The sequence below is a fragment of the Shewanella sp. MF05913 genome, from assembly GCF_059758095.1.
Genome location: NZ_JCAYNT010000019.1, coordinates 75,987 through 98,332, shown reverse-complemented (window position 1 = coordinate 98,332; position 22,346 = coordinate 75,987). Strand labels below are relative to the sequence as shown.

At 43.4% G+C, this 22,346-nt stretch carries 19 protein-coding genes; 13 read left to right on the top strand and 6 right to left on the bottom strand.

Translation table 11 applies throughout. The features are described from left to right. Positions 1-167 precede the first annotated feature (167 nt). Entirely contained in the window at positions 168-566 is a 399-nt protein-coding gene (locus AC19MV_RS18535) for a hypothetical protein (protein ID WP_498309405.1), read from the top strand. Between the two features lie 166 nt (positions 567-732). Here AC19MV_RS18535 and AC19MV_RS18530 read toward each other — a convergent pair whose 3' ends face one another. Continuing rightward, positions 733-1,827, bottom strand: a complete 1,095-nt coding sequence (locus AC19MV_RS18530) for a peptidase C39 family protein (protein ID WP_498309404.1) — start codon at positions 1,825-1,827, stop codon at positions 733-735. A gap of 73 nt (positions 1,828-1,900) precedes the next feature. On the opposite strand from AC19MV_RS18530, the gene AC19MV_RS18525 reads away from it, so the two are divergent. Next, positions 1,901-3,355 (top strand): RimK family ATP-grasp domain-containing protein, encoded by a 1,455-nt coding sequence (locus AC19MV_RS18525; protein WP_498309402.1) that lies wholly within the window; start codon positions 1,901-1,903, stop codon positions 3,353-3,355. A gap of 107 nt (positions 3,356-3,462) precedes the next feature. On the opposite strand, the gene dgcS is transcribed toward AC19MV_RS18525, so the two are convergent. After that, positions 3,463-4,356, bottom strand: a complete 894-nt coding sequence (gene dgcS, locus AC19MV_RS18520) for a diguanylate cyclase DgcS (protein WP_498309401.1) — start codon at positions 4,354-4,356, stop codon at positions 3,463-3,465. 161 nt (positions 4,357-4,517) lie between these two features. Between dgcS and AC19MV_RS18515 the strand changes: the two genes are divergently transcribed. From AC19MV_RS18515 to AC19MV_RS18470, 10 genes are all read left to right on the top strand, one after another. Further along, a complete protein-coding gene (locus tag AC19MV_RS18515) occupies positions 4,518-6,470 on the top strand; it encodes a monovalent cation:proton antiporter family protein (RefSeq protein ID WP_498309399.1) in 1,953 nt (650 codons plus the stop codon). A gap of 550 nt (positions 6,471-7,020) precedes the next feature. Further along, positions 7,021-7,569 (top strand): sigma-70 family RNA polymerase sigma factor, encoded by a 549-nt coding sequence (locus tag AC19MV_RS18510; RefSeq protein WP_432401554.1) that lies wholly within the window; start codon positions 7,021-7,023, stop codon positions 7,567-7,569. Then, positions 7,566-8,330 (top strand): anti-sigma factor, encoded by a 765-nt coding sequence (locus AC19MV_RS18505; protein ID WP_498309398.1) that lies wholly within the window; start codon positions 7,566-7,568, stop codon positions 8,328-8,330. The genes AC19MV_RS18510 and AC19MV_RS18505 overlap by 4 nt, the downstream gene beginning before the upstream one ends. 434 nt (positions 8,331-8,764) lie before the next feature. Then, positions 8,765-10,354 carry a DUF4331 domain-containing protein gene (locus AC19MV_RS18500; RefSeq protein WP_498309396.1) on the top strand — a complete coding sequence of 530 codons (1,590 nt, stop codon included), beginning with the start codon at positions 8,765-8,767 and terminating at the stop codon, positions 10,352-10,354. Between the two features lie 10 nt (positions 10,355-10,364). Beyond that, positions 10,365-10,880: an Ig-like domain-containing protein gene (locus AC19MV_RS18495; RefSeq protein ID WP_498309394.1), complete on the top strand. Its 516-nt coding sequence runs from the start codon at positions 10,365-10,367 to the stop codon at positions 10,878-10,880. Positions 10,881-10,938: 58 nt separating this feature from the next. Continuing rightward, entirely contained in the window at positions 10,939-12,039 is a 1,101-nt protein-coding gene (locus tag AC19MV_RS18490) for a tetratricopeptide repeat protein (RefSeq protein WP_498309392.1), read from the top strand. Positions 12,040-12,087: 48 nt separating this feature from the next. Beyond that, positions 12,088-13,191 (top strand): HupE/UreJ family protein, encoded by a 1,104-nt coding sequence (locus tag AC19MV_RS18485; RefSeq protein ID WP_498309412.1) that lies wholly within the window; start codon positions 12,088-12,090, stop codon positions 13,189-13,191. 169 nt (positions 13,192-13,360) lie between these two features. Further along, a complete protein-coding gene (locus tag AC19MV_RS18480) occupies positions 13,361-13,699 on the top strand; it encodes a hypothetical protein (protein ID WP_498309390.1) in 339 nt (112 codons plus the stop codon). A 424-nt stretch (positions 13,700-14,123) separates the two neighbouring features. Continuing rightward, positions 14,124-17,330 (top strand): DEAD/DEAH box helicase, encoded by a 3,207-nt coding sequence (locus tag AC19MV_RS18475; protein WP_498309388.1) that lies wholly within the window; start codon positions 14,124-14,126, stop codon positions 17,328-17,330. Positions 17,331-17,423: 93 nt separating this feature from the next. Then, a complete protein-coding gene (locus AC19MV_RS18470) occupies positions 17,424-17,771 on the top strand; it encodes a hypothetical protein (protein WP_498309387.1) in 348 nt (115 codons plus the stop codon). On the opposite strand, the gene AC19MV_RS18465 is transcribed toward AC19MV_RS18470, so the two are convergent. Next, positions 17,768-18,766, bottom strand: a complete 999-nt coding sequence (locus AC19MV_RS18465) for an NADH:flavin oxidoreductase (RefSeq protein ID WP_498309386.1) — start codon at positions 18,764-18,766, stop codon at positions 17,768-17,770. The genes AC19MV_RS18470 and AC19MV_RS18465 overlap by 4 nt on opposite strands. An 8-nt stretch (positions 18,767-18,774) precedes the next feature. Next, the gene (locus tag AC19MV_RS18460; RefSeq protein ID WP_498309385.1) at positions 18,775-19,389 is read right to left on the bottom strand and encodes a LysE family translocator; all 615 of its coding nucleotides are present in this window, start codon (positions 19,387-19,389) and stop codon (positions 18,775-18,777) included. Positions 19,390-19,591: 202 nt separating this feature from the next. Here AC19MV_RS18460 and AC19MV_RS18455 point away from each other — a divergent pair, with 202 nt between their 5' ends. Next, the gene (locus AC19MV_RS18455; protein WP_498309383.1) at positions 19,592-20,095 is read left to right on the top strand and encodes a DTW domain-containing protein; all 504 of its coding nucleotides are present in this window, start codon (positions 19,592-19,594) and stop codon (positions 20,093-20,095) included. Between the two features lies 1 nt (position 20,096). On the opposite strand, the gene AC19MV_RS18450 is transcribed toward AC19MV_RS18455, so the two are convergent. Together AC19MV_RS18450 and AC19MV_RS18445 are read right to left on the bottom strand one after the other, a co-directional pair. Further along, on the bottom strand, positions 20,097-20,822 hold the full coding sequence (locus AC19MV_RS18450; protein ID WP_498309382.1) for a DUF6445 family protein: 726 nt from the start codon (positions 20,820-20,822) through the stop codon (positions 20,097-20,099). Positions 20,823-20,824: 2 nt separating this feature from the next. Next, positions 20,825-22,339 carry a tryptophan halogenase family protein gene (locus tag AC19MV_RS18445; protein WP_498309380.1) on the bottom strand — a complete coding sequence of 505 codons (1,515 nt, stop codon included), beginning with the start codon at positions 22,337-22,339 and terminating at the stop codon, positions 20,825-20,827. Between the last annotated feature and the right edge of the window lie 7 nt (positions 22,340-22,346).

Below are 22,346 nucleotides of genomic sequence, written 5' to 3'. Positions count from 1 at the left end.
TAAGGTGATAATTGTCATTGGCTTTATTTATTGTTCAGGTTGATTTGTTTGGCGACAATTATCAGATCATAAATAAGGCCTTTTTTCTATCTAAAATATAGGTTTATTGCTAAAGATCCTGTCTATGTGTCGTTATAAGGTTACTAAAATATAAGGCTGTTTTTTGAATGGGTAAGAAAAGTAGACATAAAAAGGAGTATAAAGAAGCAATAGCTAAAAATATTGCTGAGTATGAAGAATGGAGATATATTTTAAAACAAAAGTGTACTTATTATGCTATTGCATGGTTAGTATTATTTTTCCTTTCCCCCTTCATTTTTATAGCGCTATTTGAAGGCTCAACTGCTTTTATATTAATGGAATGTACTTGGCTTATAGCTTCGACAAGCTATTTCCTAATATTTAAATATTATGCGAAGTCTGTAAACGAGTTTTATTATAACTTGTTATCAAAGAGTCGGTATGGAAATGGGACAATGGTTTCGGCTGTATATCAGTTATCGAGAGGCGGAATCTTACTAATTATTATACTTGGAGGCGTTAGTGTCTATCATTGGATAACATAGTTACTAATCGTGTGAAAAGTACATAAAGAAACCGCTAATGACAAGTTGATTAGACACCCAGGGCAAGATCGTGAACACATTTCGTTCTGGGCGTTATAGCTTCAGTCAGGTGTGGGCGAAGCGCCACGACGTTAGTGCCAGCTGGCTATCAAAAAGCTTAACCTTGTTAAGCCAAAGATGATTCCACTACCAAACAAGAAACCTGTTTCTGCTTACCATACTGCATGACCTGCGCAAGCTCTGCCTGACTGATGGGCACGTAAGCTGCGTTAATCGCATCTTTTTGCGCCTCAACAAACGGGTCGTGGATAAACATAAACTGCTCGTTGTAACCGCTCAATACCACCCAATGTGGGCCTTTTTCGCCATTAAAACGATAGGTACTGATCATCAACAACACTACAAACTTTTGGTCTATCCAGTGTTTTAATTGAGTAATAGTTGGCGAGGCGTTATGGACCATAACGCCTTGTGAAGCTAACTGTTGGCAAAAATCATTGTGTACTAAGGTGATGACCGCTTTTTTGTTTTTATCGCGCACGCTATCGATAAATGGCACCGATGAAGACTGGCTGTAAATGGCAATCTGTAAGCCTCGCTTGATTGCCGCTAAGGCTAAGCCATGCACGCTGCAACCGCCATGACCGCTGGTCATAAATATGGTGGTGGCTTCACGCCAAATACTTAACTCATCCACTCGACTGGGATTATATTGTGGTTTTACCGCACTCATGGCCATCATCAAACACGCCGCGCCGCAGGTAAACGGCGTGGTTTGTACATACAAAGGCATCTTAATCACTTTACTTGGCCCTGGCGGGTCTAGGCGTTTGTGCATGCGCACGCCATCGGCTAAGTCATCGTAATAATGAACTAAGGTTTTAAGGACCTTATAACCCATTTTTAAGTAAAGATTTTTTGCAGCGATATTGTCGTTTCGCACTTCGAGGCGTAATGTAATAAAGCCACGTTCGACGACGATTTGCTCGCAGCGACTCACCAGCTCAAAGGCAATGTTACGGCCTCTAAACTCAGCCGTAACCGCAATTGAATACAGTCTGGCAAGCCTAGTGCCACGGTTAAACAGCACTAAGGCATAAGCGGCGAGTGTGCCGTCTATTTCTGCGACGAACAAACTGTCTAATGGCGAGTTGATAAAACGTTTCATTTGCCGAGGGCTAATTTTATCGCCGCTAAAGGCATTATTTTCAATGGTATTGAGTTGGGGTAAATCAGAGAGGTTGGCTTGGCGTAGCAGCATGAGTCGGCTCGAAATGGCAAACAACTAGTGGGTTAATTTACGCGCTAAACCGCATAAGAGGCAATAGATATTTATGGCTCAGTTTTTAATTGTCACCGATGATGTCAATGATTGGCGTCCTTATTTGCCCAGTGATCATATGGTCACGGTTCATGATTATTTAGAGATGGGGGCGTACTCGGATAAAAGCGCCATGCAAGTGATTAACTTATGCCGCAGTTATGACTACCTCACTACTGGCTATTATTGCTCGTTAATGGCTGAAGCCCGCGGACATCGAGTGATCCCTCGAGTGATGACCATTAACGATTTGTCGCAAGACCGGTTTTTTAGTTTACCTCAAGCAGGGCTTGATAAGCTGGCAGACAATGTGACTAGCATTGCGATGAAGGTGTATTTTGGCTACTGCGATAATCCTGCATTAGATAAAATTGCCCGCAAAATATTTGAACGTTTTACTGTGCCCATTTTGCAAGTGAATTTGCTTAAAGTGTCGGGTAAATGGCAGGTGGATATTATTGAGCCTGCGGCATTTCAAGACTTAACCGAGCCTGAGCAAGACTTGTTTGCTCGCTATTTAGAAGTGTTCTCTCAAAAAGTGTGGCGCTTGCCTAAACCGTCAAAACGCTATCGTTACGAAATCGCCATGCTAGTGGATGAAAACGAAAAAATGCCGCCGTCTGATAAAGCGGCATTGAAGTTATTTACCAAAGCGGCGAATCGTATTGGTATGGATTTAGTGCAAATCGGTAAACACGATTTGGCTCGCTTAAGTGAGTTTGATGGGCTGTTTATTCGCTCCACAACTAATATTAGTAACTTTACTTATCGATTTGCAAAAGCAGCTGAGCAGCTCGGTTTGGTGGTGATGGATGACCCTGAATCCATTATGAAATGCACCAATAAAGTATTTTTAACCGAGTTACTTTATAAGCATAAAGTACCGGTACCTAAAAGCGTGATTTTTAAAGTGTCGGATAAAAACTGGGCTGACGATGTGATTAATGCCATTGGTTTACCCATAGTGCTAAAAGTACCCGACGGGGCATTTTCGCTGGGGGTGGTGAAAGTAAAAGACCGCCAAACCTTGCTTGAACAAGCAGAAAAAATCTTTGAGCATAGCGCGCTCATTTTAGCGCAGGCTTTTATGCCAACCGATTACGATTGGCGCATTGGCGTATTAAACCGCCAACCTATTTACGCGTGTCGCTATTTTATGAGCCGTGGCCATTGGCAAATTTATCAGCATCATCAAAGTGGCCGTGTCAGCAGTGGCGATTTTGACTGTATTGATTTAAAAATGGTGCCGCACAATATTGTTGATGCCGCGGTTAAAGCATCGAATTTAATTGGTGCAGGTTTATATGGCGTTGACTTAAAAGAAATTGATGGCAAAGCGTTTGTGATTGAGGTGAACGATAATCCGAGTATTGATCATGGCGTTGAAGATTTGTTTTTAGGAGACTTAGTTTACGATAGGGTGATGACTGAGTTTTTAAGGCGTATTCAATTACGCGGGATGTCATAAACTAAAGAGCCCTTATTCCACTGGATAAGGGCTTTTTCAATTAATTAGTTGTCTATTCAAACCAACGCCATGGTGCTGGCACCTTAGCAAGACTTTAAGCTACATATCTATCCTGCTTGTTCACCTACATCGATGCGATAGCAATTGCGGCCGGCCGCTTTTGCTGCATACATGGCTTTATCAGCCCGTTCGTATAGGTTGTCAGCAAGTTGCTCTGGAATCGCCTCGGCAATCCCTAAGCTGCATTTTATGTCGTATTCGGTTAATTGAGCATGTTTTGGCATCATGTCAATAATTCGTTGGCAGACTATCTCTGCCGCTTGTGTGTCACCTTGAGTGATAATCACAAATTCGTCACCGCCAATTCTAAATGCCTGGTCGGTATCACGAATAGCTTCGTTAATTAATTCGGCAAAGCCCACTAGAACATAATCGCCGGCTTTATGGCCATGTATGTCGTTTAGTTGCTTAAATTTGTCCAGATCAATCACCACTAATGACACATGGCCTTGGTAGCGATTAGCGCGAGCTAAAGCAGTACCAACCGCCTGATTATAATAATAGCGATTACCCAAACCTGTTAACGAATCAAACATGGCTTGTTTAGACATGCTTTGATACTTCAGTGCATTGCTTAATGGCTGAATAAACATCGCTTCTAACCGGCTTAACGTATTCGCTTGAGCTGTGCTCAGTGGCATAGCAAGCTGATAAACCAGGTTAAATTGGTCTTGTTTATCGGCAACAGTGCGTTGCAGTTCAATACCGTAATGACGTCCCCAAACAAATTTTTGTTTGTCTAAGGTCAACTGTAATCCTTTAATCGGCAAATGTTGTCCTAGAATTTTGCCGAAACAGGCAAAAACTGTCCTAGGATCTAAACTTCCATGTAGCTGTTGAATTACTTGAATCAGATCCAGATCAGAATCCATATTCAAGTAAGCGTCTGAACGGTACCAGTAATCTTCAGGATACAACTCTGTAGCGAGTGCAAAATCCATTGTATTTTCTCCAGTACGTGACAACTAATTGCTTTGTTATTAGCAATAATCGTGCCCATGAAAAAAATTCTATATTTATTAGTTGTTTGATGATTTACTGTAGAAGAGGTACAGCATTTATTTCCCTTATGACATTTTTTTGACAAGGAACCCAGACCGTAATGGAACACAGCATTTTTATTCATATTCTTTCAATGCTTGTGATTGCGATTGTGGCGATTGCATTGTTGCGCCGCCTTGGTTTGCCGGCCATTTTGGCTTACTTGTTAACCGGTGTGGTGAGCGGCCCGAGCGGTTTCCATTGGTTTACTCAATTGCAAATGCAGTCGGTAGCTGAGCTTGGCGTGGTATTACTGATGTTCACTCTCGGGCTTGAGTTTTCGGTGCCGCGGTTATGGGCGATGCGCCGTACTGTATTTGGCCTAGGCAGTGCGCAAATGATTGTCACCGCATTGGTTGCCGGCGGTATTGCCATGCTAGTGGGCCAAAACCTGGTGGCTGCGGTGGTGATTGGTTCGGCTATTGCGTTGTCGTCTACCGCCATTGTGCTCAAATTACTGAATGAACAAAATTGGTTACGCAGACGCCACGGTGAGTTGTCGGTCAGTGTGTTGTTATTTCAAGATTTAGCCGTGGTGCCTTTACTCATATTAATGCCGTTACTCGCCAATGATGGCACCCAAATGAGCTTTAATGCGATTGCGTGGGGCTTGCTCACCGGTATTTTGGCGTTTTTAGGCTTAATGTCGTTTGGTAAATGGATATTGCCGCGTATTTTCGATGAAGTCGCGCGTTCACGTTCAAACGAGTTATTTGTACTGTCTACTTTGGTTGTGGCGTTGGTCACCGGTGCATTTACCCAGTGGCTAGGATTATCCATGGCATTAGGGGCATTTATTGCCGGCATGTTATTGGGCGAAAGCCAATACCGTAGACAATTAGAAGCCGATATTAGGCCATTTCGTGATTTGCTTATGGGGCTGTTTTTTATCTCGATAGGCATGCTGCTCGACTTTAACTTAGTCATGCAATATTGGTGGCAAGTGTTATTGATTTTAGTCAGTGTGGTGTTGGCTAAAGCGTTGATTGTGTATGGCATACTGAAATTGGTGGGCGAGAACGGCAAAATTGCATTAAGTACCGCTATCAGTTTAGCTCAAGTCGGTGAGTTCAGTTTTGTGTTATTGGCACTGGCAGTGAATTACCAATTACTCGAAAACGAAGTCAGCACGGTTCTCGTGGCAGTTGCCGTTATCTCAATGTCGATAGCGCCGTGGCTTATTCGTCACAGTATTGATATTGCTAAAAAGCTTACGGGAGGCCATAAAAAGCCGCAAAATGAACCATTAGAGGTTAATTTACCCATTAGCGATGACAGCGATTTAGTGCTGATTTTAGGTTACGGCCGGGTAGGGCAAACGATTGCGCGCTTTTTAAAAACTGAGGCAGTGCCGTATATCGTGCTCGATCTCGATCCTACACGTGTCACCGAAGCCCGAGCTGCTGGAGAAAATATCTATTTTGGCGATGCTTGCCGTATGGCGTTATTAAAGAAAATGGGCATTCGTCAGGCCAGTTTGGTGGTCGTAACATTTTGCGAGCCAAGGCAATCAGAAGAGTGTCTTGCAGTAGCCAGAAAGCTCGCTCCCGAAGTGAAAATTTTAGTGCGCACTCGCGATGATTCAAACTTACATGAGCTTAAAGAGGCTGGGGCGACGCAAGTGATCCCTGAGTCGCTTGAGGGCAGTTTAATGTTGGTGTCGCAGGTATTATTTAAATGCGGCGTGCCATTAGCGCGGATTATTAAACGCCTAGAATCGGAGCGTCGTAACCATTACCAGTATTTACACGGCTTTTTTTCCGGCACCGAAACCGATTTCACCCTCGACTTATTGCATGCGGTGTCGTTAGCCACGGGTGCCAGTGCCGTGGGGAAAACCATTGCCGATATTCCGTGGCAAACTTTAGATGTCGAATTAAGAGCTGTGCGTCGCCGCGGAGAAGAAATGGACCCTCCACCGCTAGATTGGATTTTAAGGCGTAATGATATTTTGATGTTAGTGGGTAAACCACGCAGCATCGAAAAAGCCGAAGAGTATTTACTGCAAGGCTAATCTGTACTGTTTATCTTATACCCAAACAACCTGAAGATGCTCGATTTCAGCAAGAATTTACACGCGTTTAGGCAAGGCATTGATTGCGGGTAATGGTCGTTCCCTTTCCAAAATCAATAACGCAGCATAAACACGTGTAAAACTTGCCCTTTGGGAGTATCACCGTGTTCCCCGGATTATTAAATCAAGAGCGTTGTTGCGCTAATTTATAAGGTACCTACATTACCGCATTAACGCGCCTAGTATTGAAAACACGGTGAAGCTCTGAAACACGGATCTTCAAGTTGATTGGGTATAAGTGTAGATGTCAGTTATTTTTAACGAAAACACCCTCATTGCAAAGTGAGGGTGTTTTTTTATGGCTCAACTTTCAGTGTTCAACTTTCTATTTTCAACTGTGCCGCCGAGGTTATTGGTTAGGTTGATTGCTCAGTTTTATCGCTCCGTTTTATTTTTCAAATGATGCATCCAAAAGGCCCGTTGCGACGTATTGATTTTATTGGGCCGTTATTTTTGCCAGCAGACCTACCAATAGGAAGCATCGTTGACTATGGAACAAGACACGTTATTAGGGTTGCTTAGTGCAACTGCCGCAGGCGATAAACAAGCCTTTGCAAATCTGTATAAACAGACGTCTGGCCAGTTATTTGCCGTGAGTTTAAAAATGCTCGGCAGGCGAGAACTTGCCGAAGAAGCCTTGCAAGAAGCCTATGTCAAAATATGGCATAACGCGACCGAGTATCAACACGGTAAAGGCCTGGTACTTACTTGGATGATTAGCATTGTGCGTTACCGAGCACTAGACATGCTGCGCTATCACAAAGTGCGTAAAGAAGATCAATTTGAAGATGGCCAAGAAGCCATGTTCGAGGCTCCTATGTCAGGTGAGGGGGCAGATGAAGGGCCTGATATCACCAAGACCAAGCTTGATGATTGTATGGGTGAGCTTGAACCTCAACAAAAACAAGCCATTCATTTAGCCTATTACAACGGCTTAACCCACCATGAGGTGGTTGGGCATTTAGACTTACCATTGGGCACGATTAAAAGCTGGATCCGTCGAGGCTTACAACAATTGCAGAGGTGTTTAGCATTATGAATTATCGCGACCCCGAATTACGAGATGCTTTAGCCGCCGAATACGTTTTGGGCACATTACGTGGCCAGGCTCGTCGCCGCTTTCAAACCTTGATGATGCAGATCCCCAGCCTGCGTGAAAGTACCTGGTTGTGGGAGCAACATTTACATGGCATGAACGAACGTTTAACCCCAGTTGAACCTGAACAGGCTGTGTGGCAACACATCAGCCAACGCCTTGGTTTTACCGTGGCTAATGCCGATATCGACACGCGTGTTGCAACTGATACTGCTGACGTGCAAACCAGTGCGCCACCTACATCACCTCAGTCAAATGTGGTGTCATTGTCATCATTTAAGACCCGCTTATGGCAGGGTGCAGCATCGTTTGCTACCGCTGCTGCAATTATCTTGGCCGTCGTGTTAGTTAAACAACAATCCATTGATTTACCCGTTGCCCAGCAGATGGCCGTAGTGCAAGGCGCTGAATCGCAAGCCTTATGGTTAATTGAAGTGACTGAACGCAGTATTGAAGTGCGCTCAACCAGTAACTTTACGCCACTGGCCAATAAAGATTATGAGTTGTGGATGATTGCTAAAGGTGTTGAAAACCCAATATCACTAGGCTTGTTGCCAAAGTCGGGTCAACTATCGTTGCCTAAAAACAGCCAATTTGATGAGGTTGATATTGTCGCATTAGCGGTCAGTTTAGAACCGTTAAATGGTTCGCCAAATGGCTTGCCGACAGAGGTGCTCTACACCGCTGAGTTAGCCATATTGTAGTTAACATTTGTAGTTAACATTTGTAGTTAACATTTGTAGTTGAAATTTGTAGTTAAAGCTTGTCGTTACAGGTGCAGTTAGAGCTTGTTGTTCCAGCTTATAGTGCCAAGTAGAAGTATCAAGTTGAAGTATTAAGTTTAAATATCAAATACTCAGCAACAATTACCCTGTAACAAGTGTTAAGTCACAGGTAAGCGTTATCATTGCTTTTGGGTGATGAGTTTAATCACCTAAAACGGCCTAAATTTTTTAGGCCGTTTTTTTATGATTTAGCGGAATGTGCACATTTTATTTTTAAAGTTTATTTTCTTTATAATCAATATATTAAATGTGATTTTTCTGAAGTGTAAAAATTAAATCATATTTATTGCATCCAATATCGCATCTCATCCGTTTATTGACATGACTCTACTCAAAACAACAAGGACATAGTCATGCAAGTACTCAAAGTATCGCTCATCGCAAGTCTCGTTTGTAGCAGCTTACTAGGCGCTAACGCCTTAGCATCAAGCCATCGAGAAGCACCAAACATTACCCGTATGCCAACATTAGACTCGACCGATTTTTATGCCTTTAACAGTTACGAGGCGGGACGCGAAGAATACGTCACGTTAATTGCCAATTATATTCCCCTGCAAGATGCTTATGGTGGACCTAACTATTACGCAATGGACCCTGCCGCGGTATACAGCATCCACATTGATAATGACGGTGATGCGATAGAAGATTTAACCTTCCAATTTCAATTTACCAACGAGCTTGCCAATAATAATCAAGGCATTGCTTTGACGGTTGGGCCTGCCGGTAATCAACGCAGCGTTGCCGTGCCGCTTAAAAATGTGGGTGCCATTAGCGCAGGCGATCAAAGCGCTGCAAACTTTACTGAATCTTATCAATTAAGTTTGGTAAAAGGCGCACAAATGGACGGTAATGCCACGGTATTAAGTCACAGTACTGGTGGCACCACATTCAATAAGCCGCTTGATTATATCGGTAATAAAAGTTTTGGTGATACCGCGGCCTATGCCGACTACGCCAGCCAATTTGTGTATGAATTTGCTATAGAGGGCTGTGAAAGTCCTGCCAAAGTGTTTGTTGGCCAACGTAAAGACCCGTTTGTGGTTAACCTAGGTAAAACCTTTGATTTAGTTAACTACGTGCCTGTTGAAGGCGACAGTGCTCCTGGTGCGGGCGATCAGGGCGGATTCCCTGGCGGTATTACCCAATCAAGTGACAACGATGACTTAATAGATAAAAACGTCACCGCATTGTCGATTGAAGTACCAAAGTCATGTTTAACCACCCAGGGTAACGGCACGATTGGTGCCTGGACTACTGCGAGCTTACCGCAAGCACGCATTTTAAACCCGAACGCTAAAAACGGTAAAACGGAAGTTAACGGTGGTGCATTAACTCAGGTATCTCGTTTAGGTAATCCATTGGTTAATGAGTTGGTGATTGGCTTAAAAGACAAAGACACCTTCTCGAGTGCCCATCCAAAAGATGATACTCAATTTGCTGATTATGTCACTCACCCAAGCTTACCTGAGCTGTTAAACATTCTGTTTAAAGATGCGGTTAATCAAACGCTGGGTGCCAATATTGCAACCCTAGCACCAACAAACTTTCCACGAACAGATTTAGTCACCGCCTTTTTAACCGGCTTTGCTGGTGTTAACCAACTTGAAACAGTTACGCCATCAGAAATGCTGCGTTTAAATACCGGTATTCCCGCTAAGCCACAAGCAATGCAATCTGCATTTGGTGTTGCTGGCGATGATTTAGCCGGTTTCCCGAATGGTCGTCGCCCAGGTGATGACGTGGTGGATATTGCGCTGCGTGTGGTGATGGGACGTTTATGTTATCCCATCCCTGTTAACGGAACAGACACAGACTTAGGCTTGTGTACTAAAGATGATGCCAGTGTCGGTAATGTGCCATTTACCGATGGTGCTCCGGTTAATGCAAGCATGATGATGGATCACTTCCCTTACTTAGCGACGCCATTGTCGGGTTCAAAATAAGGAGTTAATAATGAACACATCGACTAAATCTATCACTAAACCCTTGCTGTTAATTAGCCTATTAAGCGCTGGTTTGCTGGCTGGGTGTAACTCAGACGACCATAACAAAAATGCCGTCAATAAAGCGCCAAAGGTTGACGACATCATGTTAACCACGCAAACCGAAACGGCAGTGATGGCGAAAATTACAGCCCGCGACAGCGACGGCGATGTTTTAGGGTTTACCTTAAATCAACAACCGACTATGGGCATGGTGAGCTTAACACCCAATGGCGAATTTACGTATACGCCAAACACCGAGGTCACCGGTACAGATAGCTTTACCATTGCCGTGACTGACGGCATTAATGACTCGGTTAATGCCACCGTCATGGTGACGATTGATGCACAACAGTTGCAGTTTTCAAGTGTGAGTCGTCAGGCATTTTCACAAGATGCTAACGATGAGCCGTTACGACTTAATGGTCGCGATGTCAGTAATGATGTCAGTGAAGCTAACTTCTATGACGATCTATTACTAGATTAAGTATCAATTAACTGTAAAACAGGACGAAAATAGCCATGGATGGCACTAAGGAGAATATATGCAAGGTGTAGCAACCAGGATAATACGCACAACATTAACCGCCTTGATGGGGCTGGGTATCGTGTTTGTAAATAACAGTGTGGCTGCGCCATACACGCCAGCATCGCAAGATGAAGTTATTGCCACCTGGAAGGTACTTGACGATTCACCCACCTATTCAAATAATGCAAATCAAGAGGTTAGCCTAGCGCAAATTAGCGAGTTTATTGAGCAGGGGCAATATCCTGGTGAGGCCGATTATCGTTATGGCCGTGCCAAAGCATTGTTGCAAGCCAAAATGAGTCAACAAAGTCCTGATGCGCAAACCTTTTACTTGTATGCGCGTGTGTTACAGCATCAACATCAATTTTCTAAAGCGATTAAGGCATTAGAACGCTCAATTACCTTAGACCCGTTAGCCGTTAATAGCTGGTTATTAAAAGCCAATATTCATTTAGTGCAAGGTGATGTCGTCGGTGCGCGCGAAGCCTGCTTGGCGTTAATCGGTAAAGCCGATATTTTACTCATTTCGACCTGCGCGTTAGAAGTGGCAGGGCAAAATGGTAAGTTGCCAGAAAGCTACAAAGAGTTGGCGCGATTATACAATTTATATCAACCCATTAATGAACAAGAACAATATTGGATTGTGCAAATATTAGCAGATATGGCCATGCGACAAGATCTTGCTGAGAGTGCCTTAGCGTATTTAAACCAGGTCGACTTACAACGTGCGCCGGTGAGCTTATTAGCCCTGTGGGCCGATGTGCAAATGTCTTTACAGCAGCATCAGCAAGTTGTTGATACATTAGGTGATATTGTTAACGGAAATCCGATACAAGATGATGCACTCTTGTTGCGTTTAGCAAGGGCTGAAAAGGTGCTTAAGGGATCTGTTGAATGGCAATGGGCCTTTGCGCAAAGGGTCGAGCTGCGTGAACAAAGACAAGACAGCTTACACGCCTCGGAGTTGGCACAATATTATTTATATGTCGATGTGCAACCAACAAAAGCACTGTACTGGGCCAAAATAAACTGGCGTATTGCAAGGCAAATTAGTGATCGTAGCTTGCTCGAAGAAGCGCGTTTATTGCTCAAACAACAAACTAAAGAGACGGTTTAAGCCGTAACCAGTAAAAAGGAATACACTGTGAACCTATCTAAGTGGTTAATGACCGCAACTAAAAGTATCGCATTAATCGGTTTGTTGATTATCAGTCATGCCAGCGTTGCTCATCAAATGAGTACCAGTTATTTGTCGGTAAACTTAGATCAACAAGGGCAATTGCAGAGCGCCTGGCAAGTACGCTTTTTTGATCTTTATCAAGTGATTGATATCGACCAGAATCAAAATGGTCAGTTAACCTGGGGCGAATTACAACGCAATCAGCTTGCGGTGACCCACTATTTACAATCAAATTTAATCATAAACCGCAATCAAGACTGTGAACTGGTGTTTGATGTCGCCCAGCAAGTGGACCAACATTTTAACGAAGGTTATTTAGTCGCATCATTTACTGGCCTATGCCAGGGTGATGGTGCGCTTAAAATCGATTATCAAGCTTTTTTTGAGGTCGATACTGACCATAAATCGATTGTGACGATTGATACGCCTGAGCATCAATACACCCGAGTTATCAGTAATGATAACCGTACATTACTGATTAATTTAGCTGAGAGCTCAACCTACGACACCTTCACAGAATATGTTTATCAAGGTGTGATTCATATTTGGAAAGGTACTGATCATATTTTATTTTTATTGGCCTTATTATTAACTTGCGTGCTTATTCGTGAGCAAAAAAGCTGGCAGGCAATTGAAAGCCCAATAAAAATTATCAAACAGACCGCATGGATTATTACTGCGTTTACCTTGGCTCACTCGGTAACATTAACGGCCACAGCATTAGGTATTTTAGATTTTAGTAGCCATTGGGTTGAACTTGGCATTGCTTTATCGGTCTTATTTGCAGCGCTTAATAATATTTGGCCTATTGTATTGCGTTTAGGTTGGATAACATTTGGCTTTGGTTTACTGCATGGGATGGGGTTTGCCGGTGTGCTCGGTGAGTTGGGATTACCTGAAAACCAAAAGTTACTGGCCATTTTAGCGTTCAACCTAGGTGTTGAAGTGGGCCAGTTAGCGATTTTAGCCGTAGTGTTACCCATACTGGTTTTTTGCCGTCATCAACGATGGTATCGGGTGTGGGGAATGCAAGTCGGTTCTGTCGCGATTGGTATTATGGCGATTCAATGGTCTGTTGAGCGTTTTTAACCTCAATTATTAACCTTGAGCGTTAGTGTTAAGCGCTCGTTTCAAATTGTCTCAAGAGCCAAGCATAGTATTAATCACTATCAGATTAAATAAGAATGCCATCGGCAGTTGCTGTTTTACTCGCACGCTGGTGGCGCTAATATTGAATGAAATAAAGGTAGGAGTCGTATTGATTACAATTATTGGGACAATAGTGACGCTCATTGCCGCGATATTTGCGGTTTATAAACTCAACCAATGTACTCATGGTATTTACTTATATATTCAACAACATTATCAAGATGAATATCAACATTGTGAGGCGCTTGGCCGCAGTGCTGGCGGAGGGCAACGCAATACATCGTTGTTTGTGATGGAATCGTTTCACTCAGGTAAACTCGCGAGTATTGACGACCCGCAATTACAACAAATGCGTCAACAGCTTACGCGCTTAAAAACGCTTTTCATTTTATCGCCAACATTGATATTTTTAAGCATCATTATCATTGCTGAGCAGTGGGTTAACTAAAAGCTTACCAAGAGGTGAGTCACGCTTAACCAAACATCTCTGAACCACCAGTTAATCTTGGCTGATGATTACACGCTATTTTCAGTGAATAGTGCTATTCCTTGGCGCTATTCATATCAAGTCAATCCTGTGAAACCGCTACTCACAAGGCACAGTATTTTGCGCCTTAGCAGCAAAGTCATGCCCTCTTGAGAACTCATTCTAAGTTTGCCCTCAGTTAAATAATTGAATTGAGCGACAAAGGGTAAACCGAATTTCTATCATCAACGTATCAAGATGCAAACGGTATTTACGTTTATTCGTGGTTAATTAACGCATAACAACACGCAAAAGCTAGATATTGCATGCTTTCTTCCATAGAATGGTAAGTTAACTTTTTATCAGCAGTGATGATTTTTCTGCTCGGTTTTTATTAGGTATATTGATGTCGGCGAAACTGTTTAATCTTCCCATTAAGCTTTCATTAGAGATGATTGCGAAACTGTTCTCGGCCACGCAAATTCAAAAAGCACAAAACTACTTGATCCAGGGTCGAGTATTAGAAGTGAGCGCCAGCAGTGATAATCATGATATAGAAGCCTATGTTGAAGGTTCTGCTGAAGAGCCATACCGCCAAGAAATCACCCTCGTCAATGTTAACCACAAAATAGTGATGCGATCGCACTGCACTTGTCCCGTGCGCACAAATTGCAAACACGTTGCTGCCGCAATGTTGGCGTTGGTGGATAAAAAGCCGGTAGAAGAGCAACGCATTCACCAGTGGTTGCGCCAGCTTGATGAACAAAAAACGGTGACTGAGTTTGAAGATGAGGAAGAAGAAAAAGACCGCATTATTTATGTGCTGTCAAACGACCCTAACGGTATCTTTGTCGAATTTAAACGCAGTAAGCTCAATAAAAAAGGTCAATATAATAAAGGCAGTAAGCTGGCGTTAACCGACATTCGCTACAGTATGCCGTGGTGGATTGCCCCCGACGATAAACAAATCATTAGCTTATTACTCTCGTCTAATAATCAAGGTTCTAAAATCTACATCGACGGTGAGATTTCATACCTTGCGTTGGTCAAAATGCTGGCGGATCAAGTGTGTTTTTGGGAAGAAAATCGCACGCCACTGACCTGGGCTAAATCGATTTCACCAGAATTTATTTGGTGTGAGCTTGATAAAAAACACACGCAAATGCAAATGCGCATGCCCGGTCTTGAAAACTGGGAGTTTATCGCGACTGAGCCGCCATTGTATGTTGAATTAGATTATTTGCGTTTAGGTAAAATCGACACCGATTTATCGGCGAAAAAAATCAGTTTATTGCAACATATGCCGCCTGTGCCATTGGCGCAAGTGGACCAGATTAGCCACAAAATGTTGCAACATTTTTCACCTAAAACCGTGCCCGTACCGAGCGAAATCGATTTTTGTGAAATTAACGACCCACTTAAAACTAAACTGATTTTTACCCGTGAAATCTATGCTAATAATCCCATACTGCAACCGGTCATTCGGGTTGAGCAACATTATGGCAATATCAGTTTTAATGCTTCACTGAAACCAGAACGTATTAGCCTGGTTAAAAAGGGCAGTGTTCAATATCAAGTGCATCGCCATGTCGATCAAGAGTTAGCCATATTACAAGCCTTGACTGAAGCCGGTTTAGTGACGTTTATTCCGAGCGAATATGGCAAGCAGCCTGAGTATTTTTTAAGTGTTGGCTTATTACCTGAATCGATTTTTGAATGGTCTGATTTAACGGAAAGCGGTTTAGATGCGTTAACCGCATTGGGCGTAGAAATTGAGTTTGAAGATGATTTTGATTTAAAAATTGTCGATGCTCAGTTAGATGTTGATTTGGTTGACGATGATGAGTCTGGCTGGTTTTCATTATCACTGAGCGCCGATATTGAAGGTCAAAATGTACCGTTATTAGCCTTAGTTGCTCGTTGGTTACAACAAAACGGTGAGCCAGCCGATGACGATGAATTAATTCTTCCAGGCCCTAATGGCGGCTTTATTAAAATTAAAGCCAAAACCATTAAGCCATTGATTTCGATTATTCAAGAATTGTTTAATCGTCACTCTGGCGATCATATTGCGATACCGCGAAACAGAGCCCACATCCTTAATGACTTATCTGCCAGCGATGTACGTTTGCTTAATGGCGAACGAGTGCGCAACCTTGCGACAAAATTAGCGGAATTCAAAGGGGTAACAGAAGTTGAGTTACCTGCGGGCTTAAACGCCACATTACGCGACTATCAAAAACAAGGTTTTGATTGGCTATGCTTTTTAAAAGAGTACCAACTGGGCGGGATTTTGGCCGACGACATGGGCTTAGGCAAAACCATCCAAACCTTAGCGTTTTTACTTAAAGCTAAACAAGATGCGACTGAACATCGCACCAGCTTAATTGTGTGTCCAACCAGCTTAGTGGGCAACTGGCTTAAAGAAGCCAACAAGTTTGCCCCGTCGCTCAATGTGGTGGTTATTCATGGTAATAAGCGCCAGCCATTGTTAGATCAAATTAATGACTTTGATGTCGTGGTGACAACGTATCCGCTAATGCTACGCGATGAAGCTATTTACGGTGATTATGTGTTTGACCATATTATTTTGGATGAAGCACAGCAAATAAAAAATGCGCAAGCGAAAGTCACTCAAGTGATTAAAACCTTAAAAGGAAAGTTTCGTTTGTGTTTGTCTGGCACGCCGCTTGAAAACCACTTAGGCGAGCTGAAATCGTTAATGGATTTTTGTTTACCGGGGTTATTAGGTCAGCACAGTTACTTTAATAAAGAGTTTCGTGGTCCGATTGAGAAACAAGCGGATATTGAAAAATCAGTATTACTGAGTAAGCGTATTTCACCGTTTATGTTGCGGCGCACCAAAAAAGAAGTGGTGTCTGAACTACCAGAAAAAACCGAGATTATCCAAACACTTGAACTTGAGAAAGATCAGCGTAACTTGTATGAGTCTATCCGTTTAGTGATGGAGAAAAAGCTGCGCGAACTGTTTGCTAAAAAAGGCGTGTCGAGCAGTCATATTGAGTTTTTAGATGCATTATTAAAATTACGCCAGGCCTGTTGCGACCCACGCCTTGTTAAACTTGAGCAAGCACAGCAAGTTAAAGACAACGCTAAACTCACCTGGTTAATTCAAAATGTGCCCGAGATGATTGAAGAGGGTCGCAAAATCCTTATTTTCAGTCAATTCACAGGTATGCTCGCGCTGATTGAAGATGAATTAAAAACCATGGCAATAAGCTACAGTAAATTAACCGGTCAAACGCGCGACAGACAAACCCAAATAGATGCGTTTCAAGAGGGCGACAACTCGGTATTTCTCATCAGCTTAAAAGCGGGCGGTACGGGGCTTAACTTAACGGCTGCCGATACCGTTATTCATTTCGACCCCTGGTGGAATCCTGCTGCAGAACGTCAGGCAACCGATCGCGCGCATCGTATTGGCCAGCTCAATCCGGTATTTGTGTACAAGTTAATTGCGCAAGGTACGGTGGAAGAGAAAATCCAGGAAATGCAGCAGCATAAACAAGGTTTGGCAGACAGTATTTTATCGGATGGTACTCAAGGGCCATGGCAAGGTAACGCCGAAGATTTATTGGCGCTATTGAGTTAACGGTCGTTGTTTATGTGGTCGTTGCCCTGTGTATATATGTTTATTTATAGTGGTTTAACAGTTAGTTAATATGAGGTTACGGCATTGCCAGCAATGTATTTTAAACGAGGTTCTGGTGCACCAAGGCCAAGACGTGGCAATCGTGCTACACCTGTGCTGCACATGGATTACTTTGAGCAAGTGTTTGTTGAGCTGCGCCGTCATCCTGAAAAAATCGCTATTGTGAGACACAACATTGCTGAATTTCAGGCGCAACCCTTTTTGAAAAAAGGCTTACACACCGCCATAGATAGACTGCTACTGGTATTTGAAGACAATGATGATATTGAATTGCTCTACAAACAGGTGATGAGTGACGATGTTGGTCAGCGAGTAAGACGCTACCCGCTGATTTTTAAAGGCATCATATCGCCGACGGTCAATGCGCCAGATAATGACTAGCCTTGCATCACCTTGTTAGCAAACTCACTTGGGCCCGCTAAAATCGCCCGGCCTACTGCGACTAAATCTACTTGTTTGGTGGCTAAAATGGTTTCGATATAGTCCACGCTTTCAATGCCGCCGACACCAATAACCGCCGCAGTGGTGGTGCCTGTTAACGGCGCGGCATCTTCGACTAAAAAGCCTTCGCCGCGTTTATCTTTAGGTCGATTCCAACCACCAATACCTGACGATACATTAAGGATTTCAACGCCAGCAGCCACTAACCATTGGCTCACTTGTGCCATGTCTGCATGAGATAAGCCGCCTGGGTATCCATCTTGGCCCGGAATACGCGTCATAACGGCTAGTCTTGGTGCGACTTGTTTAATTTGAGTCACTATTTCAATTAATATTCTTGCGCGGTTTTCAAGGTTGCCACCGTATTTATCTTGACGTTGATTGGTCAATGGCGATAACCACTGATTAATCCCATAACCATGGGCACAGTGGATTTCAACTAAATCAAAACCGGCTTTATCGGCGCGTATTGCTGCCGCCACAAAGTCCTGTTGCCAAGTCGTGATATCACCTAATGTCATTGCCCGAGGCGTCGGCAACACACGGTCGTATGCGGGTACGGTAATACCAGAAGGGCCCATGATATCACTACTAATACCGGCACTGTCTTTACCGCCGCAATGGGTAATTTGTAAGCCCGTTTTAACGCCAGCATTATGCAGTGTACTGGCTATCTGGGTTAACCCAGGTAAACACGCATCATCGTATGCACCGAGTTGGTTTGTTTCACTTCGCCCAGCCAAATTCACATGGCTGTATTCAACCATCACAAGGCCTGCACCCGATTGGGCTAAATTGTGATAATGGCTAAAGGATTTTTCGGTTGCCAAACCATTAACGTCTGCCGTTTGTGATGCCATAGGCGGTACCACTAAACGATTTTTGAAGGTTAATCCGCTGGTTAAAGTTAAGGGGGTAAAACGTAAAGCAGTCATTGAAAATCCTATAAGGTAATGGCAACCAATATGCCTGCAAGCAGCATAATACTGCCCGCGGTGCGATTAATGATGTTGGCAGCTTTGGTTGAGGTAAACACTCGCTTCGCACTCGATGCCAGGTAAGCATAACCGAGATTTACCGAACCAAAAGCACAAGTGGCAATGGTTAAAATAATGATGACGTCCAAAAAGCTGACCTGGTTCATTGGCACAAATGCGGGGAAAAAACTCACATAGAAAATCAGCGCTTTAGGGTTGCCTAAAGTAATCAAAATGCCAGTGAATACATTTTTAGTTAAACTGACTTTGGCCGTCTCAACGAGTTGAACGCCATGCGCTGTCGCGCGTAGCATACTGATGCCAAGCCAACACAAATATAAGGCGCTGGCATATTTTATCAGCTCGAAAGCGGGCCCCATTGCATTGGCTATGGCAGATAATCCAAACAGGGCTAATAAGATATACAGAAAATCGCCAAGTAGCACGCCAATTGTCATCGCGACGCCATGAGAAAAGCCATTAGAAAATGAGCGAGACACCACCGCAAACACCGCAGGGCCAGGTACAATGGCCAAAATAATCATGGTGAAAAATAACGCGATAATTTGTGGGTAAGCCATTAATGTTCTTCAGTTCAATTTTTATTATGATGGATGGCACCTGTGCCGATTGATGGCGATTATAGCGTAAATTGGTCATAAAAATGCCATTAGGATGGTGCTAAAAAGTATCAATTGTGTAATTCATTATGTCTAATAGCGCCTTTCAAAATGTGTTACATTGCTTGATTATTCATGCGTATAGCACTTTTTAAGGATTGTTGTGCAGTTCATCTTATTAACCCACTCAAGAGAGTTACTTCGTGCCAGTAACACCGGCCAATTAGTGCTACAAGTGCTAGGCGATCGCGCCCGTGTGATTGAGTGGCATCGTAAGCTGCCTGATGCGGCATTACTAGCGGCCATTGAGGGAGGATGTGTGGGCTTAGTGTTTCCAACCGATGATGATTCGGCACAATTAAATTTAGACGCTACAGCGAGTGTCAATATCACCGCTAATGACTCCGCTCAATCTTTCGAGTATTTGCTGTTGCTTGATGCCACCTGGCAAGAAGCCCGTAAAATGTATAATCAAAGCCCATATCTTAAAAGCGTAGTTAAAGTGGGATTACAGCCAACACATGCCTCTATTTATCCGTTAAGGCGTAATCAGCTTGAGGGCGGGTTATGCACCGCAGAATGCGTAGCGTTATTGCTTGAAAAAGCGGGAGAGGCTGGGTTAGCGCAACAACTGACTGAATGTTTAAAAGGGTTTATTGAGCGCTAGGTTACTGAAAATCGATAAATAGATTAGCGGTTAGGCGACCGGTTTGCGGGTTGGCATCGATGTCTTTATCTGGATTGACTAGGGTTGAATGCAGCAAGTTACCGGGGTAAATCACCACACGATTTGGTCGATATTCTACCTGGTGATACAAGCTGTAATGCTCATTACTGGCAACACAATAACGCGGACTTGATTGGGTTATTTGATCAACAAAAGACTGTGCCTGGCTAAAGTATGAGTCAATATTTTCGTTATTAATCCGTTCGAAACCGCTGGTGTTATGCCTAAAAAATCCGGTGTCGCCATGGGGACCGTCATTAAGATAATGCAAAATGGCAAAGTAATACGGATTAGGTGTATCAAAGTGGGGCAAACATTGCAGTGGTATTAGGTCTTTTGCCTGGGTATCGATTAACGAAAACACCCCTTGTTGTGGCTTTAATCGCCGAGTTGTTGGAATGCGATATACATCGTAAATAAGCTGAAATACGGCATCAAGCACATCGATAATATATTGCCTTGGCAGTGCAGTACGCTGCCCAGGATAAAACGAGCTTTTATCCTGCCTAAATTGGCTGTCACTAATCGCGATATCAATCAATTGAGTGATGTCGCCTGCAAAATTATCAATCACAATAACCGGCGTTTGTTGTTGGCCAATCAATTGCACCTGAGGCGCAATGTGATTGACCTGTACTATAGGCTGAGTGGCTGATTGCGACGACATCGTTAGCTTACCCTTGCATCATCTTTGACTTGCATTGCCGTTGACTTGCAATAGTGTTGCACAAAGTCATGATGCGCTGGCAGGGTGTCAACTTTACGTTTAACCGTGGCTTTAATGTTATTTAAAAAGCTTTGCAACTCAGCAGGTTCCATTAAATCGACAATCGGATGATACTCTTTAGGTATCAAACCTTGCCCCATCATGACCTGGATCCACGAGCTTTCGCCAAACAGCTCATTACCGTATTTATAGACTTTGCCAGATTGACTAAACATATCAATACGATGTTGCAATGAGGCGGGTATTGGCATGTTTTTACAGTAGCGCCAAAAACGGCTGTCTTCACGGTCGGTAACCTTATAATGCAAAATAATAAAGTCGCGAATATTGTCCATTTCAATTTTGGTTTGTTGGTTAAATTCATCGACGTCAGCTTGAATGACGCCATGCGCCGGAAACAGTTGCAGTAAACGCACGATACTGCGCTGGATCATATGAATGCTGGTGGATTCTAGAGGCTCTAAAAAGCCTGCTGACAAGCCAACCGCAACACAGTTTTTGTTCCAATGTTGGCGACGCGTGCCGGTTTGGAATTTAATCACTCTAGGTTGATTAATCGGATGGCCTTCAATGTTATTGAGCAGTAACTCGGTGGCGTCGGCATCAGACATAAATTTACTGCAAAACACTAAGCCATTGCCGGTACGGGTTTGTAGCGGAATGCGCCATTGCCAACCAGACTCACGGGCAATCGAGCGAGTATAAGGAATGGGTTGTTGCACGGCTTCGGTTTGAACCGCTATTGCACTGTCGCAAGGTAGCCAATGGCTCCAATCTTCAAAGCCGGTATTTAACGTTTGTTCAATCAGTAAGGCTTTAAAACCGGTACAGTCGATAAATAAATCACCTTCAATGATGTCGCCACTTTCAAGCTGTAACGCTTTAATATTGCCTGAATCATCATGCTGCAATACATCGGCAATTTTACCTTCGATGCGTGTCATACCATGTTGCTCGGCAAATTTGCGTAAGAATTTGGCGTATAAACTGGCGTCCATATGATAAGCGTGGTTGTAATCTTGATTGGGTAATACCGCAAAGCGTCCCTGACGAGCGGCTAAATGCTCAGTGCAATAATCGCCGATTTCACTGACCATATTTTGCTGCTTGCCTTTAAGCCAAAAATGCTGAAAACCACAAGCCCAGCAGTCTTTGCCTAAAAATCCAAACGAGTGCAAATAATCTTTATTCACGTCATGCCAGTTTTCGAATTGGATCCCCAGTTTAAACGTGGCATTGGTGGCGGCCATGACATCTTGCTCTTTTAAACCCAATAATCGATGAAAAATGTGTAACGTAGGGATGGTGGCTTCGCCAACACCGACAGTGCCAATGTCGTCTGATTCAACTAATACAATATCTAGATTTTTGCCCATGAGTTTGCTAAACGCGGCTGCGGCCATCCAACCTGCAGTGCCACCGCCAGCAATGACGACTTTTTTGATTGATTTATTCATCTTGGGC

Coding starts and splice junctions, on each gene's coding strand:
- AC19MV_RS18535 (WP_498309405.1), top strand. CDS start 168: ATGGGTAAGAAAAGTAGACATAAAAAGGAGTATAAAGAAGCAATAGCT.
- AC19MV_RS18530 (WP_498309404.1), bottom strand. CDS start 1,827: ATGCTGCTACGCCAAGCCAACCTCTCTGATTTACCCCAACTCAATACC.
- AC19MV_RS18525 (WP_498309402.1), top strand. CDS start 1,901: ATGGCTCAGTTTTTAATTGTCACCGATGATGTCAATGATTGGCGTCCT.
- dgcS (WP_498309401.1), bottom strand. CDS start 4,356: ATGGATTTTGCACTCGCTACAGAGTTGTATCCTGAAGATTACTGGTAC.
- AC19MV_RS18515 (WP_498309399.1), top strand. CDS start 4,518: ATGGAACACAGCATTTTTATTCATATTCTTTCAATGCTTGTGATTGCG.
- AC19MV_RS18510 (WP_432401554.1), top strand. CDS start 7,021: ATGGAACAAGACACGTTATTAGGGTTGCTTAGTGCAACTGCCGCAGGC.
- AC19MV_RS18505 (WP_498309398.1), top strand. CDS start 7,566: ATGAATTATCGCGACCCCGAATTACGAGATGCTTTAGCCGCCGAATAC.
- AC19MV_RS18500 (WP_498309396.1), top strand. CDS start 8,765: ATGCAAGTACTCAAAGTATCGCTCATCGCAAGTCTCGTTTGTAGCAGC.
- AC19MV_RS18495 (WP_498309394.1), top strand. CDS start 10,365: ATGAACACATCGACTAAATCTATCACTAAACCCTTGCTGTTAATTAGC.
- AC19MV_RS18490 (WP_498309392.1), top strand. CDS start 10,939: ATGCAAGGTGTAGCAACCAGGATAATACGCACAACATTAACCGCCTTG.
- AC19MV_RS18485 (WP_498309412.1), top strand. CDS start 12,088: ATGACCGCAACTAAAAGTATCGCATTAATCGGTTTGTTGATTATCAGT.
- AC19MV_RS18475 (WP_498309388.1), top strand. CDS start 14,124: ATGTCGGCGAAACTGTTTAATCTTCCCATTAAGCTTTCATTAGAGATG.
- AC19MV_RS18470 (WP_498309387.1), top strand. CDS start 17,424: ATGTATTTTAAACGAGGTTCTGGTGCACCAAGGCCAAGACGTGGCAAT.
- AC19MV_RS18465 (WP_498309386.1), bottom strand. CDS start 18,766: ATGACTGCTTTACGTTTTACCCCCTTAACTTTAACCAGCGGATTAACC.
- AC19MV_RS18460 (WP_498309385.1), bottom strand. CDS start 19,389: ATGGCTTACCCACAAATTATCGCGTTATTTTTCACCATGATTATTTTG.
- AC19MV_RS18450 (WP_498309382.1), bottom strand. CDS start 20,822: ATGTCGTCGCAATCAGCCACTCAGCCTATAGTACAGGTCAATCACATT.
- AC19MV_RS18445 (WP_498309380.1), bottom strand. CDS start 22,339: ATGAATAAATCAATCAAAAAAGTCGTCATTGCTGGCGGTGGCACTGCA.